Raw genomic sequence first — 11992 nt, 5'->3', positions numbered from 1 at the left:
AGCGGTCCGGCCGGGGCCCCTCGCGGAGGACCCAGGCCGGACCGGCACCGGCAGGTGAGCGCTACCGCACGGTGACTGCCACGGTGGCCTCCTTCGCGGGTGTCGAGGTCGGGTCCGCGGCCGTGGCGGTGAGGGTGTGCGGACCGGCGGCCAGGGCGGTGGACGGGGTGCAGGTCCATGTCCCGTCGTCGGCCGCGGTGACCGTGCAGAGCGTGCTGTCCTCGGCCTTCACCGTCACCTCCGCGTCCGGCTCACTGGTCCCGGAGACCGCCGGGCCGGAGGTGACGGTCGCTCCCGCCGCCGGCGAGGTGATCGTCACCGGCGGCGCGAAGTCCGTGACGTCCGGTACCCCGTCCCCGCTGATCTTCACGGCGACGCTGTGCACCGTCACCTGGCCGCCGCCGTTGCGCAGCCGGAAGTCGGCCGCGGAGTGCTGCTGACCGCCGAAGAAGGCGTCGGAGACGCTCACCGTCGCGGTCTTCCAGGTGTTGGTGCCGGTCAGCGGGATGCCGGCCGCCGACTTGTACGGGTCGGAGCTGCCGTTGTCGTACTGCACGGCGAAGGACCCGGACCCCTGGTCGTAGTAGGAGACGGTGAACTGCGCCGTGTAGTAGCCGGCGTGCGCCACCGCGTCGTCGATGTCGAAGTAGATGTTGCTCTGGGTACTGGTGCGCGCGGTCAGACCGTCGATCACCGAGGCGGTCGTCGGACCGTCGAAGCCGCCCGAGGGCCGCTCGTCCTGGCTCATCCCGTAAGCGAAGTCGACCGGTCCGATGACCGAGCCCACCACGGCCGTGCCCGGCGGCAGGTCGGAGGCGTCGAAGCTGAGCCCGGCGGAGGCGTCACTGACCAGGCCGCTCGGGTCGGCCACCGTGACGGTGATGATCTGCCGCCCCGGCGTCAGCCCCCCGCTCGGAGCGCAGCTCCAGGCGCCGGTGTCGTCCGCGCCGGCCCCGCACAGGACCGCGGTCCCCTCGTGCACGGTCACCGTGCCGTCGGGGACCGTGGTGCCGGAGACGGCCGAGGCGAGCTTGACCGTGGCACCGCTGCGCGGGGTGGTGACCGTCGGCGACGGCGGGAACCGCCGCTCGCCGGGCACCCAGGGTCCGGTGACGGTCAGGCCGGCGCTGTGCACGGTGATGCTGCCCGCCGCGTGCAGCCGGAAGTCGGCGCCGGCGCTCTGCAGCCCCCCGAAGTAGGCGCCCTTCACGGCGACTTCGGCCGACTTCCAGGTCCGGCTGCCGGTGAGTGCGATGGTGCCCGCGAGACGGTCGGGATCCTTCGGCCCGGCGTCGTACCGCACCGCGATGGAGCCGGTGCCGCTGTCGAAGTAGGAGAGCGCGATCGTCCCGTCGTACACTCCGGTCGCGGCGACGTCGTCGGAGACGTCGAAGTACATGTCGCTGCTGCCGTGCCTGCCCGGGGCCGATGTGGTGCGCGCGGTCAGGCCGTCGACGTCGCCTGCCGTGGTGGTGGCGCCGGCCGAGCCGCTGTCGTCGACCTGGGTGAGACCGTAGGCGTGGTTGGTGGTGTCGAGCACGGTGCCGACCGTGGCGGTGCCGGACCGCGCGGTCGTGTCAAGACCGAGCTGCACCCCGCCGAGGTGCCGCGCCGCGGTCGGTGCGGTACCGGTCACCTGCGCGTACGGCAGGGCGCCGGTGGGCGCGGAGACCCGCTGCACGAGGTACGACCTGCCCGCGCGCACCGGGACCTTGAGGAGGTCGCGGGTGGAGGGCGCCACCACCACATGCCCTGTGCGGCCGTCCACGACCTCCACCCGCTGTCCCGCCCACGGGTTCTTGACCCGCAGGGTGCCGTTGCCGCCCGCCTCGATCGCCGCGGTCACCAACTGGCCGCCCCGCACCTGGACATCGACCTTGCCGTTGTCCTGGATGTAGACGCTGCCGGAGCCGTCCCAGTCGGCCGGCCAGGCCGGTGCGAAGCGGATGATGCCGTCGTAGTCCTGCGCGAGCGCTTCGGCGACCGCGGTCGCGACGCCGGACTCCTGCTCGATGTAGGGCTGGTAGCCCACGGAGTTACCGAGGTCGGCGAAGCCGTTCGGATAGACCTGGTGCCCCTCGGTGAGGGAGATCAGATCGCTGCGGACCTCGGCGGGGTTCTGCAGCCGGGCCGCGTCGATCGCGTCCATCGACCAGTCGTTGCCGCCCTTGTTGGGCCGGTGCGCGTAGCTGCGCTGCTCCAGTGCGAAGAGGTTGCTGTCCTGGTCGCTCACCGTGTTCCACGGCCAGAGCGGCTCCAGCTCGATGTTCTCGCCGTTCTGCCGGGCCGCGGTCGGCTGGTAGGAGATCGCGATCATGTCGGTGCCGGTCGCGTCCGCGGCCGCCGTCTCGGCCTGGGTGTAGTGCGGGTTGAGCAGCGCCGTCCTGGTGGCCTGGTCGGTCCGCGGGTACGGCGGTATCTCGCTCTGTGCCTGGTGGACCCGCTTGACCAGCGCGGCGTCCGTGGTGCGGGCGGTGCCGAGTTCCTTCGCCGCCTGCTCGATGATGGGGAAGAGCGTACGGTCCACCGCGATGTCGGTGGTCGGGTCCTGGACCGCCCACTGGGTCTCGTGCGCGTTGGCGTTGGCGTGCAGCAGCCCGTCGGGACCGACGCTCTGGTAGGCGAGCTGGAACACCGCGGTCGATTTCATGAAGGGGAAGTACTTCTTCAGCGTCTTCCGGTCGCCGGTGGCCTGGTACTGCTGCCACATGTAGAGCGCCACCTCGGGGCCGCTGGAGATGTCCAGCGCGTTCCAGTTCGGGGAGCTGGCCTCACTGCAGTTGCCGGTCGGGATGTCGAGGCCGTTGCCGTTGAAGCGCATGGTCTCCGGGACGCAGGAGCCCGGCCGGCCGCCCATCGCGAGCTTCGTCCAGGCCTCGATGGCGGCGGTGTCGTTGGCGTACATGTCGAAGATCGGCGTGTTGAGGTCGTAGTTGCCCGAGCTCATGTTCGCCGAGATCTGCGTACGCAGGTTCCACAGCCAGTACGCGGACGGCGTCCATGTCTGGGTGTCCTTGTTCCAGGCGAACATGTCCGCCTCACCGGCCTGGCTGCCCGGGTAGATCCCCTTCTTCATCGACGCCGCTTCCTCGTAGAGGTAGAGCGTGCGGAGGTTCTCGATGTAGGCGGCGCTGCCGTCCGCGGAGTTCATCTCGATCAGGCCGGAGTGCGTCCAGTACCGGTCCCACCAGCGGTCCTGCGCGGACATCAGGGAGGACGCGCGGGCGGTGGCGTCGTCGCCGATCAGCTTCGCCGCGGTCCTTGCGGCGTTGCCGCCGGTCCAGCCGGGGGACGCGACGACGACGCGGAAGGTCCCGTCGGCGTGCGGCGTGAAGCTCACCTTCACCTGGGTCGGGCCCGCCACGGTGGCCGACACGTGCCGACCGCCGGCGGTGATGGCGGCGAGCGAGCCGAAGGTCTGGCCGCTCCCGATCGGCGGACCGCCGTCCACCCAGGTCTCGGCCAGCGTGCCGACCTTGCCGGAGACCGCGGCGGCCGGCTTCCGGCCTGACCACAGGTTGATCGTCGCCGTCTGGGGGATGTGCGGATCGGCGCCGGCGACCTCGACGATCAGCTCGTCCTTGCCGGTGGCCACCCACGCCTTCATCGACATGCCGCCGCCGGACTCGTGGAGCACGCCGTCGGTCAGGTCGAGCCGCCCGCTGAAGTCGGCGGCGTGCGAGATCACCGACAGGCCGGGGATGTTGAGCTGCCCGGGGGACTTGCGGTCCGGCATGGTGTCCGACCGGTTCAGCTGGGCGGTGAAGCCGCCGGCCGCCCAGGCGGCCACGCCCAGCGACCCGTTGCCCAGCGGCATGGACGCGGTGGGGTCGAGGTTCGGCGCTCCGAGGACGACGTCCGAACGGCTGACGACCCCGGCCGGATCGAGCTGGAAGGCCCCGTGGCGCCACGCGGTCGTCGCACCCGTCGCGGCCCCGGCGGGTCCTGAACCCGCCAGGACCATGCCCGCGAGCGCGGCGAGCATCGCCGACCAGAGCGCGAGGGCGCGCCGGAGCCGCGCCCGCCGGTACAGGGGGATGATCTGCACAATGCCCTCCAGGGCTGTACGACACACGATCGGGTTGCGAGGCACGAAAAGGCGCGCAAGGGCTTGGGGAAGCGCGAGAAAGCACGGCACGGAGCAGTGATCCGATGAATGGGCCGTGCTCTGGGCGCGTTTGACCACTGACGTGGATGAACTAAGTGAGGAGGCCGACGAACATCGGACGACTGACGTTCTAATCCATGCGTGGCGGTTACGTAAAGACCCGTGACACGCCAAGAACCGCCACGAGGGCGGCGGTTGCCCGGGCGGGCGGACGTGAGAGGCGCGCGTTCACGCTGGGCCGCGTGGGGGCCGGGGGGCCGGGGGGTGTGCGGCGGTGGCCGGCGCGTGTCAGGCGGCGCGGCCGGGCGTATACGGCCCGGCGAGCGGGCGGCGCACCCCGGTTCGGCGCTCCCGGGTCAGCGCTTCCTGGTCACCGTGACCGGTGCCGCGGGCATCCTCGGCTCCGACGCCCAGCGGCGCAGCCGGGAGACGCGTTCGGCGGCCTCTTCGAGGCGGGCCAGCGGGAGGTCACCGTCGGAGACGGCGCGGGCGGCGGCGGTGTGGATGGCGTCGTGGACACCCTCGCTGCTCGCCGGGCCGAGCCGGAGCAGGTCGACGCCGGCGATCCAGGCGAGGACGGCGGCGCCGGGTACGCCCCAGCCGTCGACGATCGATGGGGTGTCGAGGGCGTCGCTGACGACGACGCCCCCGTAACCGAGTTCCCGGCGCAGGATGCCGGTGATGGCGGTCGTGCTGAGCGCCGCGGGCACGCCGTCGGGCACGGGGGAGTGGCCGGCGGTGATGGCCCGCACGCCCGCCGCGGCGCCCTCGGCGAACGGCCGCAGGCTGCCGGTGCCGGTGAAGGGCCCGAGCGCCGCGGCCACGCCGTGCGTCTGCAGGTCGGTGACGAAGACCCGGGTCTCGTCGGCGCGCGGTCCCGGCCGTACGCCCAGGTGCAGATTGGCGCCCGCGGCCACGAGTTCGGCTGCGGCGGCGCTGCCGCCGCCCGCCCGGCGCGGACCGGGGTGGCCGGTGAGCGCGTCGGGGAGAGCCGCGCGCAGGGCGTCGGTGGTGGCCCGGGCGGCCGGTCCGTAAGCGTGTACGGTCGCGCCCGGTGTGCCGCGTTCCAGGCCGCGCAGCAGCCAGTCCGGCAGCCGTACCTGGTGGCCCGCGACGGAGGGCAGCAGGCATGAGTCGACCAGCGCGGCGAGCCGGTGATGCAGGGCGTGCACGTCGGTGTCCCCCTTCCGGACGCGGCAGTGGAGGGCGATGTCCCAAGGCCCGCTGAATGGTACAGACCAATCGCCGTACACGGCAATCGGGTCACACCAGTCCCGCCAATCCCCTTACGGGCAGGGTGAGTTGCCGGACGACTCCCAGCCTCACCTCCCCCCGGCGAAGAGCACCGGCGCCCCGGCCGGCGCGGGCACCGGCCGCGGGTTCCCGGCCGGCGCGGGCGCCAGCAGCCCGCGGGCGGCAAGCTCCGGCAGCACGCCCTCGCCGAACCAGTACGCCTCCTCCAGGTGCGGGTACCCCGACAGGATGAAGTGGTCGATGCCCAGCGCGTGATACTCCTCGATCCGGTCCGCGACCTCGCCGTGGCTGCCGACCAGCGCCGTACCCGCGCCGCCGCGGACCAGGCCGACGCCCGCCCACAGGTTCGGCGTGATCTCCAGCTTGTCCCGCTGCCCGCCGTGCAGCGCCAGCATCCGCTGCTGGCCCACCGATTCGCTGCGGCCCAGCGCCTGCTGGGCGGCCGCCACGGTGTCCGCGTCGAGGTCGCCAAGCAGCCGGTCGGCCGTCGCCCACGCCTCCGCCGCCGCGTCCCGGGTGATCACGTGCAGCCGGATGCCGAACCGGACGGTACGCCCCTCGGCCCTGGCCAGGCCGCCGATCCAGTCGATCTTCTGCTTCACCTGCTCGGGCGGCTCGCCCCAGGTCAGATAGACATCGCTGTGCCGGGCGGCCACCGGACCGGCGGCGGGCGACGACCCACCGAAGAAGATCTCCGGCAGCGGGTCGGGCGGCAGCGCGGTCAGGCCGCCCCGCACGTCGAAGTGCTCGCCCTGGAAGTCGAACGGCCGGCCCTCCCACGCCCCCCGGAGCACCGCGAGGAACTCGTCGGTGCGCGCGTACCTGCTGTCGTGGTCCAGATGGTCGCCGAACCGCTTCTGCTCGGTGGCGTCACCGCCGGTCACCACATTGAGCATCAGCCGGCCCCGGGTGAGCCGCTGGTACGTCGCCGCCATCTGCGCCGCAAGCACCGGGGAGATCAGCCCCGGCCGGAAGGCCACCAGGAACTTCAGCCGCTCGGTGTGCTGCGACAGCGCCGCCGTCATCACCCAGGAGTCCTCGCACCACGTGCCGGTCGGCGTCAGCACCCCCTCGAAGCCCAACTGGTCCGCGGCGCGCGCGATCTGCGCCAGATAGTCGATGTCGGGCGGCCGGATCCCGGTCACCGGGGTGATCCGGGACCGCTTGACGCCGCCGTCGGTGTAGGCGTGCCGGTCCACCAGCGTACGGCCGTCGCCTCCCGTGGGCAGGAACCAGTGCAGATGTACGGACATGAGGCGTGAGCCTTTCCTGGACATTCGGGCGGCGAACGTGGGCTGGGGCGAGGAGCCCGCACGCGGATGGGGGCGGCGGGCCCGGTGCGCGGAGCCTCGGGGAGTCTCGGGGAACGGCCGGACCGCGGGGCACCGGAGGCGACCGGAACGGCGGCGGGACGCGGGAGAGCGGCGGGAGAAGTCGTACGTCAGCGGCCGGCGGGACACGCGGCCGACGCCACCCGCAGCAGGTCGATGTGACCGCGCGTGGTGAGCAGGCAAGGACGTGACATGCAGCGACGGTAACGAGCGGCCCGACGGCCGGTCAATGGCGTCTCGGCACGCGGATGGTGCGGTGACACCGCCGGTACGGGCGGCTTCCGGGCCGGTGCCGTTCCGGTGGCGTGCCGGTGGCGCGGCCCGCCTTCCGTGCTGGTGCCGTGCGAGTGGCACGGCCCGCCTGCCGCGCCGGTGCCGTCCGGGTGGCGCGGCCCGCGCGCACGGCCGCCGCGCGATGCGTGACCATGGACGTATGGCCGACACTTTCACCACGCGCGTCCTGGACATCACCACCGGCTCGTCCGAAGCGGTGCACGACCTCACCGACGCCTGCGCGTCGTTCCTGAGCGAGGCGGCGCGCGGCCGGGACGGACTGCTCCATGTCTTCGTGCCGCACGCCACCGCCGGCATCGCGGTGATCGAGACCGGAGCCGGCAGCGACAGCGACCTGCTGGCCGCGCTGCGCGAGCTGCTGCCCGCCGACGACCGCTGGCAGCACCGCCACGGCCACCGCGGACACGGCCGCGACCACGTGCTCCCCGCGTTCGTGCCGCCGCACGCCACCCTCCCGGTGATCGGCGGCCGGCTGGAGCTCGGCACCTGGCAGTCCGTCGTCCTGGTGGACACCAATGTCGACAACGCCCGGCGCAATGTGCGGCTCAGCTTTCTCGGCTGACCGCTGAGTTTCCCCGGCCGACCGCCGCGGCCCGGTCACGGACCGCCCAGCACCTCGGCGAGGTCGTAGCTCACCGGCTCCTCCAACTGCGCGTACGTGCACCCGGCCGGTTCGCGGTCGTCCCGCCAGCGCCGGAACTGGGCGGTGTGCCGGAACCGGCTGCCCTGCATGTGGTCGTAGGCGACCTCGATCACCCGCTCCGGGCGCAGCGGCAGCCAGGACAGGTCCTTCGTGCCGGTCCACCGGCTCGGGCCGCCCGGCAGACGGTCCGCCGCCTGCGCCTCCTCGCTGGCCCAGCGTTCCCACGGGTGACCCTCGACCGTCGCCATCCGCAGCGGCTCCAGCTCGCCCATCAGCGCTTTCCGCCGCGCCATCGGGAAGGAGGCGCAGACACCGACGTGCTGCAGGTGCCCCGCTCCGTCGTAGAGCCCCAGCAGCAGCGAGCCGACCACCGGACCGCTCTTGTGCAGCCGCAGGCCCGCCACCACACAGTCCGCGGTCCGCTCGTGCTTGACCTTGACCATCGCGCGCTCACCCGGCCGGTACGGCAGGTCCGGCGGCTTGGCGACCACCCCGTCGAGTCCCGCGCCCTCGAACTGCTCGAACCAGCCGCGGGCCACCTCGATGTCGTCGGTCGCGGGCGCGGTGAAGACCGGCGCGGAGGCGTCCCGCAGCGCCGCGACCAGGGCCGTCCGCCGTTCCCGCTGCGGGGTGTCCATCAGCGACGCGTCGCCCAGCGCCAGCAGGTCGAAGGCGACGAAGCCGGCGGGTGTGACCTCGGCCAGATGGCGTACCCGCGAGTCGGCCGGGTGGATCCGCTCCAGCAGCGCCTCGAAGTCCAGCCGGCCGTCGCGGGCGATCACGATCTCGCCGTCGAGCACGCAGCGCACCGGGATACGGTCCCGGAGCGCGGCCACCACCTCGGGGAAATAGCGGGTCAGCGGCTTTCCCGAACGGCTGCCCAGCTCGATCTCGTCGCCGTCGCGGAAGACGATCGCCCGGAAACCGTCCCACTTGGCCTCGTACAGCATGCCGGACGGGATGGCCTTCGCGGCCTTCGCCAGCATCGGCCGCACCGGGGGCATCACAGGAAGGTCCATGGAGGAGAGTGTGCGGCTCGCGCCGCGCCCGCGCCCGGTGGAAAAGGGGCGCCGGCGCGCGGTGCGCCCTAGCGTGGGTCCCATGGCAGAGTCGCTGGAGCTGACCGTCGGCGAGCGGACCGTGCGGGTGTCGAACCCCGGCAAGGTGTACTTCCCGCAGCGCGGGATCACCAAGGGCGACGTGGCCCGTTACTACGCGAGCGTCAGCGAGGGCGCGCTGCGCGCCCTGCGGGACCGGCCCACCACGCTGCAGCGCTTCCCCGAGGGCGTCGAGGGCGAGTTCTTCTTCCAGAAGCGCGCCCCCAAGAACCTGCCGGACTGGATCCCGACCGGCCGGATCGCCTTCCCCAGCGGCCGTCACGCCGACGAGATCTGTCCCACCGAGCCCGCCGCGGTGGTGTGGGCGGCGAACCTCGGCTGCCTCACCTTCCACCCCTGGCCGGTCCGGCGCGCCGACACCGAGCACCCGGACGAACTGCGCATCGACCTCGACCCGCAGCCCGGAACCGGCTACGCGGACGCGGTCCGCGCCGCCCTCGAACTGCGGGGCGTGCTCGAAGACCTCGGACTGGCCGGCTGGCCGAAGACCTCCGGCGGGCGCGGGCTGCACGTGTTCGTACCCATCGCCCCCGAGTGGACCTTCACCCAGGTACGCCGCTCGGCCATCGCGGTCGCCCGGGAACTGGAACGGCGTGCCCCGGAGCGGATCACCACCGCCTGGTGGAAGGAGGAGCGCGGCAAGAAGATCTTCGTCGACTACAACCAGACCGCCCGCGACCGCACGATCGCCAGCGCCTACTCGGTGCGGCCCTTCGCCCACGCCCCGGTGTCCGCCCCCCTGCGCTGGGACGAGGTGCCCGACGCGGTGCCGGAGGACTTCGACGTGGTGACGATGCCGGACCGGTTCGCCGAGATGGGCGATGTGCACGCCGACATGGACGACCACGCCTTCCGCCTGGAGGCAGCCCTCGAACTCGCCACCCGCGACGAAAGCGAGCACGGCCTCGGCGACCTGCCCTACCCCCCGGAGCACCCCAAAATGACCGGCGAACCCAGGCGAGTCCAACCCAGCCGCGCCAAGAAGTAAGGCCCCCGCTCGGCGGGGAGGACACCCGGGATGCCGCCGAGGCGTTTCAGCTTGCTGTGGAGTACGACCCGCAGCCGCCGTTCGAGTCCGGGTCTGTTGGCAAGGCGTCGCAGGCGGCCAAGGACTACTTGGCCGGGCGCTGAGAGGGTGGGAGGGCGGCGTGGCCGACTGATTCGACGAGGGGGAGCATCCGGTGCGGTACCCGTTCGCGCAGGGCGATCTCGGTGCGGGTGCGGACCACGCCGGGCAGCTGGATCAGCCGCTGGATGATGTCCTCCAGGTGGGCGTTGTCCCGGGCCGCGACCCGGGTGAGAAGGTCACCGCCGCCGGTGATGGAGAATGCCTCGATGATCTCGGGAACCGCGGCCAGCGCGTCCCCGACCTCGTCCAGGCGCCCCTGGGTGACCTCGATCCGGACGAAGGCCAGCACGGGGTGGCCGAGCGCCGGCGCCGATATCCGGGGACCGGCCACCGTGAGCACGCCGTCGCGCTCCAGCCGGTCGAGCCGGGCCTGGAGGGTGCCGCGGGCCACCCCGAGGATGCGGGCGTACTCGCGGACGCTGGTACGCGGCTGCTGAAGCAGGAGCCGCAGGATGCGCGCATCCAGGGCGTCGACTGGCATGGGGCAACGGTCCCCTCGGGTTCAGGTCTCTGGCATATGCAAACTACCAACGGCCCAGCAGGGACGGATCAATTCGAGCCATTGACCGGTCAGTTGCGGTCATGAAGCAACGATGGCACCGCGGATCCGCGTCGGTGCCTTCGCCACGGCGCCGGAGAGGCCCGCTCCCGGCAGCCGGGGGACGGGAATCGTTCGCACGCCGAGGACGGCGGGCGCGCACCCGCCCGGCCCCGACAGGCCCGCCGCGGGCCGGGATCGCCCACCTCCCCCCGCCGCCGAACACCCGTACGGCGTGGCCGAAACCAGCCCCCCGCCCGCACGCCGGAGACGCCCCAGGGCGCCCGCAAAGACCGCGGCCGGCCCTCGCCGACCCGGCCGTACCGCCGTACGCGCGGCCACGGGCGCCGCCCGCGGCCCGCGCCCCGGCCCCGTCCGCCGGGCCCCGGGGGCGACGGGACGGCCGTCAGGTACTACTCTCAGCCGCCGTACAGACATCAGGCGGAAGAGGTACGGCAGTGGCCGGGCACGTTTACATCGGGTCGTTCACTTCGGCGGGGGGCCGCGGGCTCACCGCGGCCACGGTGGACCCGGACACGGGAGCGCTCACCGCGCTCGGGCACACAGCCGAGGTGCCGAACCCGTCCTTCCTCACGCTGTCCGCGGACGGACGGACCCTCTACGCCGTCAGCGAGTCCGAACCCGAAGGCGCCGCCGCCGCGTTCGGCCTCGCCGACCCCGCCGCGCCACGCCTGCTGGGCGACCCGGTGCAGGTCCACGGCGGCGCCCCGACGCACCTCACGGTCCATCAGGGGCACCTGCTGACCGCGAACTACTCCGCCCCCGGCAGCGTCAGCGTCCTGCCGCTGAAGGAGGACGGCTCGCTCGCACCGGTGCTGTCGGTGCTGGAGCACGAGGGCGACGGACCCAACCAGGAACGCCAGGAAGGCCCGCACGCGCACGCGGTGCTGCCCGACCCCACCGGCCGCTGGGTGCTCAGCGTGGACCTCGGCACCGACTCGGTGCGGGTCTGCGAACTGGACCCGGAGACCGGCGAGCTGGAGATCGAACGCGAACTCGGCCTGCGCTCCGGCATCGGCCCGCGCCACATGGCCTTCCACCCCAACGGCACCCACGCCTACGTGATGAACGAGCTCGACTCGGTGGTCACCGTCTGCCGCTGGTACGCCGACAAGGGCAGCCTGCGCCCGCTCGCCGAGACCCGGGTGCTGCCCGAGGGCGCCGAGGGCGAGAACTACCCCTCGGAGCTGGTGGTCTCGCCCGACGGCCGGTTCGCCTGGGCCGCCAACCGCGGCCACAACAGCATCGCGGTGCTCGCCATCGACGAGGACGGCGAGAGCCTGGAACTGGTGGAGACCGTGAGCTGCGGCGGCGACTGGCCGCGCCACCTCACCCTCGACCCGGCCGGCCGCCGGCTCTACGCGGCCAACGAGCGCTCCGGCGACGTCACCTGGTTCGACGTGGACCCGGCCACCGGCATCCCCAAGCAGGCCGGCTCGCTGGCACTGCCCGCGGTCTCCTGCGTGCTGTTCGCCTGACCCGCGCGCGCCCCGCGCACACGACGGCGGGCGGCCCCCCAGGTGGGGCCGCCCGCCGTTCCCATGTGCCTCATGCCG

8 protein-coding genes are annotated in these 11992 nt (G+C 73.0%); 3 read left to right on the top strand and 5 right to left on the bottom strand.

Annotation, left to right across the window (positions count from 1 at the left end; all coding sequences use genetic code 11):
• Positions 1-61: 61 nt before the first annotated feature.
• The 3 genes from OG552_RS03450 to OG552_RS03440 form a co-directional block, all read right to left on the bottom strand.
• Entirely contained in the window at positions 62-4048 is a 3987-nt protein-coding gene (locus OG552_RS03450) for an Ig-like domain-containing protein (protein WP_329129465.1), read from the bottom strand.
• A 416-nt stretch (positions 4049-4464) separates the two neighbouring features.
• Positions 4465-5280, bottom strand: coding sequence for a glycoside hydrolase family 3 N-terminal domain-containing protein (locus OG552_RS03445; RefSeq protein WP_329129463.1), 816 nt, complete (start codon positions 5278-5280; stop codon positions 4465-4467).
• A 150-nt stretch (positions 5281-5430) separates the two neighbouring features.
• Entirely contained in the window at positions 5431-6615 is a 1185-nt protein-coding gene (locus OG552_RS03440) for an LLM class flavin-dependent oxidoreductase (RefSeq protein ID WP_329129462.1), read from the bottom strand.
• Between the two features lie 511 nt (positions 6616-7126).
• Between OG552_RS03440 and OG552_RS03435 the strand changes: the two genes are divergently transcribed.
• The gene (locus tag OG552_RS03435) at positions 7127-7549 is read left to right on the top strand and encodes a secondary thiamine-phosphate synthase enzyme YjbQ (protein WP_329129460.1); all 423 of its coding nucleotides are present in this window, start codon (positions 7127-7129) and stop codon (positions 7547-7549) included.
• Between the two features lie 35 nt (positions 7550-7584).
• Here OG552_RS03435 and OG552_RS03430 read toward each other — a convergent pair whose 3' ends face one another.
• On the bottom strand, positions 7585-8649 hold the full coding sequence (locus tag OG552_RS03430) for an ATP-dependent DNA ligase (RefSeq protein WP_329129459.1): 1065 nt from the start codon (positions 8647-8649) through the stop codon (positions 7585-7587).
• Between the two features lie 82 nt (positions 8650-8731).
• On the opposite strand from OG552_RS03430, the gene ligD reads away from it, so the two are divergent.
• Complete coding sequence (gene ligD, locus OG552_RS03425; RefSeq protein ID WP_329129458.1) at positions 8732-9736, top strand: non-homologous end-joining DNA ligase; 1005 nt, start codon at positions 8732-8734, stop codon at positions 9734-9736.
• 124 nt (positions 9737-9860) lie between these two features.
• Here the strand turns inward: ligD and OG552_RS03420 are convergent, their stop codons facing one another.
• Positions 9861-10358: an Lrp/AsnC family transcriptional regulator gene (locus OG552_RS03420; RefSeq protein ID WP_329129457.1), complete on the bottom strand. Its 498-nt coding sequence runs from the start codon at positions 10356-10358 to the stop codon at positions 9861-9863.
• 515 nt (positions 10359-10873) lie between these two features.
• On the opposite strand from OG552_RS03420, the gene OG552_RS03415 reads away from it, so the two are divergent.
• Positions 10874-11914 (top strand): lactonase family protein, encoded by a 1041-nt coding sequence (locus OG552_RS03415; protein WP_329129455.1) that lies wholly within the window; start codon positions 10874-10876, stop codon positions 11912-11914.
• Positions 11915-11992: the final 78 nt, after the last annotated feature.

The sequence above is a fragment of the Streptomyces sp. NBC_01476 genome (assembly GCF_036227265.1).
GTDB lineage: Bacteria > Actinomycetota > Actinomycetes > Streptomycetales > Streptomycetaceae > Actinacidiphila.
This window is presented reverse-complemented; position numbering and strand designations above follow the sequence as displayed.

Bases quoted from the DNA above. Each gene is read 5' to 3' on its own strand.
- OG552_RS03435 (WP_329129460.1), top strand. From the start codon at position 7,127: ATGGCCGACACTTTCACCACGCGCGTCCTGGACATCACCACCGGCTCG.
- OG552_RS03430 (WP_329129459.1), bottom strand. From the start codon at position 8,649: ATGGACCTTCCTGTGATGCCCCCGGTGCGGCCGATGCTGGCGAAGGCC.
- OG552_RS03440 (WP_329129462.1), bottom strand. From the start codon at position 6,615: ATGTCCGTACATCTGCACTGGTTCCTGCCCACGGGAGGCGACGGCCGT.
- ligD (WP_329129458.1), top strand. From the start codon at position 8,732: ATGGCAGAGTCGCTGGAGCTGACCGTCGGCGAGCGGACCGTGCGGGTG.
- OG552_RS03420 (WP_329129457.1), bottom strand. From the start codon at position 10,358: ATGCCAGTCGACGCCCTGGATGCGCGCATCCTGCGGCTCCTGCTTCAG.